3 protein-coding genes are annotated in these 3,024 nt (G+C 70.0%); all 3 read right to left on the minus strand.

Going from position 1 to position 3,024, the window contains the following annotated elements; genetic code table 11:
* Window positions 1-82: 82 nt before the first annotated feature.
* On the minus strand, window positions 83-1,579 hold the full coding sequence (locus tag VFZ20_RS05245) for an ATP-binding protein (protein WP_329682783.1): 1,497 nt from the start codon (window positions 1,577-1,579) through the stop codon (window positions 83-85).
* 286 nt (window positions 1,580-1,865) lie between these two features.
* Window positions 1,866-2,096, minus strand: coding sequence for a hypothetical protein (locus VFZ20_RS05250; RefSeq protein WP_329682784.1), 231 nt, complete (start codon window positions 2,094-2,096; stop codon window positions 1,866-1,868).
* Window positions 2,096-2,854, minus strand: coding sequence for a 1-(5-phosphoribosyl)-5-[(5-phosphoribosylamino)methylideneamino]imidazole-4-carboxamide isomerase (hisA, locus tag VFZ20_RS05255; protein ID WP_329682785.1), 759 nt, complete (start codon window positions 2,852-2,854; stop codon window positions 2,096-2,098). The genes VFZ20_RS05250 and hisA overlap by 1 nt, the downstream gene beginning before the upstream one ends.
* Window positions 2,855-3,024 lie beyond the last annotated feature (170 nt).

Below are 3,024 nucleotides of genomic sequence, written 5' to 3' on the forward strand. Positions count from 1 at the left end.
TCTCACATCCTCTCACATCCTCTCACATCCTCTCACATCCTCTCACATCCTCTCACATCCTCTCACATCCTCTCACATCCTCTCACATCCTCTCACGGTCGTCCGGCTCGGATCGGTGCGATGGAGGAAGCAGCAGCGATCTCGACGTGCCGATCAGCCGCCACGCCGTATTGCGCGCCGAGCCCGTTCGTTCGACCAGACCGTAGGAGACGAGCTGCCCGAGGTTCCGCATCAGCGTCGGATAGGAGATCGGCTCCGAGAGGCTGGACAGGAGCGAGACCGAGGGAGACGGACCGAGATCAGCGAGCAGGGCCAGCAGCTCGCGCTGCAGCTCCGTCAACTCGTGGGAGACACGGGTCGGGGGGACGTAGGCGCCCGGGAAGAAGCGCACGACCACCTCGCCGCCGCGTTCGTGGAACTCGGGCGAGATGAGGCCGGCGCGCTCCGTCGCTTCGCCGATCTTGATGGTGCCGCGGCCCCACCGCTCGATCAGCCCACGGCGAAAGAAGACGGACGCGATCGTGGGATTCCACGGCAGCGACGGGTGCGGCCCCACCAGGTCCGTCGCGCGTAGGCCAAAGCGGAGCGGGCCCGTGCTTGTGATCTCCAGGCGGTCGTCGAACATGGCGATGCCCACGGATCCCGCGTGGATGCCGTAGTCGCGGTGGCAGAACGCATTGGCCAGCGCCTCGCGCAACGCCACGGGCGGATACAGGGGATCGTCCACGCGCTCGAAGAGGCCGGGGACCACGCGGCCAGCGACGGGCAGGTGCTCGCGGAGAAAGCGCTGCGCCTTGATGAACAGCTGGAACGCGTTCCCCACCTCCAGGCGGCTGTCGATGAACTCCGACATGTCGCGCCCGCGAAAGCGCGCCAGCCGCAGCGTGCACTGCGGATACAGCGGCATCAGCCGGTCCGCGCGGCCGAACAGGACGACGGCGGCATTCATCGGCACGCCGTCGCGCAGCAGACCAAAGCCCAGCAGCAGGTCCTTTACGCGTCGGGAGGCGAGCTCCTCCAGCCGGTTGCGGCGGATGGCCTCCTCCGCCGTACGGACGACCTCGTCCGCGTCCAGCTCATCCAGCGTGATGCCCTGCGCCGGCTGCGTCTCCCACCGGGTGACGGAGTGCATCCGTTCCAGGAGCCGGCGCTGGTACTCCTCCGTCCGCATGAGCTCCGTCGTGGGGCCCACGCGCAGGTACGGCCGGCCGTCGTACGTGTACGGCCCGTCGCCCTTCGGCACGCGGACGAGGAGGAGCGCGAGCCCGTTCCCCAGTTCCACCGCCTCGGGCGAGAGCAGCGCCTGCGGGTCCATGCGCCGCAGCTCGCGCGCGACGTCCGCCAGCGTGGCGGCCGTCACCTGCATGCCCACGAGACGGCCATCGTCCGTCACGCCGAAGATCACGAAGCCGCCGGACGCGTTCAGCATCCCGCAGATGGTCTTCGCCGCGTCGGTGCGCTGGCCCGTGGTGCGCTTGAACTCCACCTGCAGCGACTCGCCGCGCGCGACGACCCGCTCGATCTCGCGCAGCGTGGAGGCGTTCGCCTCTTCGTGGGTTTCCGGGATCATGGACGCCATGGGCGAAGGGAACAGCCGGTCGTACGTCGTCTACTTTGTACAGCTAACAGCGGAGAGGAAATCGCGCAAGTGGCTGAAAAAATGGCAGATACGCAGATTCGGACGAGGAAGGATCGGAGCGATCCGGAGGGGACCGAGGTGGTCATGCGCGTGCACGGCGGTCCGGTCCGGAGCGCTCGTTTTAGGCACCATCCGCTCCGGGCTTCGAGTCGAGGAAACGCGAAGGAGGCGCATCCCCAGCCGCGGGGATGCGCCTCCTTCGACATCGAACGGGATCGGCCGGGCGCTACAACGACTCGTCCACGTCGGACGCGGCGCCCAGGTCGGAGAGCACGCTCGCCAGGTCGTAGGCGGCGTACTCGTCGTCCAGGTCCAGCTCCACGCGCTCGCCGGCGCGGGCACGCTCCACGGCGCGCCTGGCCTCCGGAAGTGGAAGCCCCGTATACTGCTGGACGATGGACGCCAGCGAGTGCACGCTCACGCCGCGCCGCACGCGCAGCACGAAGACGCGCGCCATCAGCCCGCCGCCTGCAGCGCGGCGGGCAGGTCCAGCGCGCCCTCGTAGATCGCCTTGCCGATGATGGCGCCGGCAATCCCCCGCCCCTCGCGCGACGCGGTGGCCACGGCGTGCACGTCCTCCATCCCGCGCATGCCGCCGGAGACGATGACCTCCGCGCCGGAATGCGCCGCCAGTTCCACGGAAAGCGGCAGGTTCGGTCCCATCATCATCCCGTCGCGCTCGATGTCGGTGTGGATGATGGTGCGCACCCCCACGTCCACGAGGGACCGCGCGAGGTCGAACAGGTCCGTTCCGCTCTCTTCGAGCCAGCCGCGCGCGGCAGGACGGCGCCCGCGGGCGTCCAGTCCCACGGCGATGCGCTCCGCCCCCCAGCGTTCCACGGCCCGGCGGACGAGCTCCGGGTTCTCGATGGCTGCCGTCCCGATGACCGCGCGGGCCACGCCGCTCTCCAGCACCTCGGCCAGGTCCGCCTCCGAGCGCAGCCCGCCGCCCGTCTGCACGCGCACGCCCAGGGACGACGCGAGGTCGCGGATGAGGGCGCGGTTGCTGCCGTCGCCGAACGCGGCGTCCAGGTCCACCACGTGGATCCAGCGGGCGCCCGCGTCCACGAAACCGGCGGCGACCCCGTGGGGATCGCCGCCGTAGACCGTCTCGCGGTCCGCCCGCCCCTTCTCCAGCCGCACGCAGCGCCCGCGGCGCAGGTCGATGGCGGGGTAGAGGTCGAAGCGGCCGCCCGCGTCCGTCCCCTCAGCCACACCCCCTCCCACTCAGCCGATTGCATCTGGAAGCCATACCCGTTTGTATCTCGCGCGCGGCTCGCGCGCAAGACCAGTCTACCGCATCGAACAGGAACGGCGGCGACCCGGTGGAGATCGCCCCCGTGCGCAGTGCCGGAAAGCGGCGCTCAGCCGGGGAACTCCGGCTC

It is taken from the genome of Longimicrobium sp. (assembly GCF_036280135.1).
In the GTDB taxonomy this organism is placed as follows: domain Bacteria; phylum Gemmatimonadota; class Gemmatimonadetes; order Longimicrobiales; family Longimicrobiaceae; genus Longimicrobium.

What these genes read in the sequence shown, in the direction of transcription:
- VFZ20_RS05245 (WP_329682783.1), bottom strand. Translation starts at nt 1,579, where the DNA reads ATGGCGTCCATGATCCCGGAAACCCACGAAGAGGCGAACGCCTCCACG.
- VFZ20_RS05250 (WP_329682784.1), bottom strand. Translation starts at nt 2,096, where the DNA reads ATGGCGCGCGTCTTCGTGCTGCGCGTGCGGCGCGGCGTGAGCGTGCAC.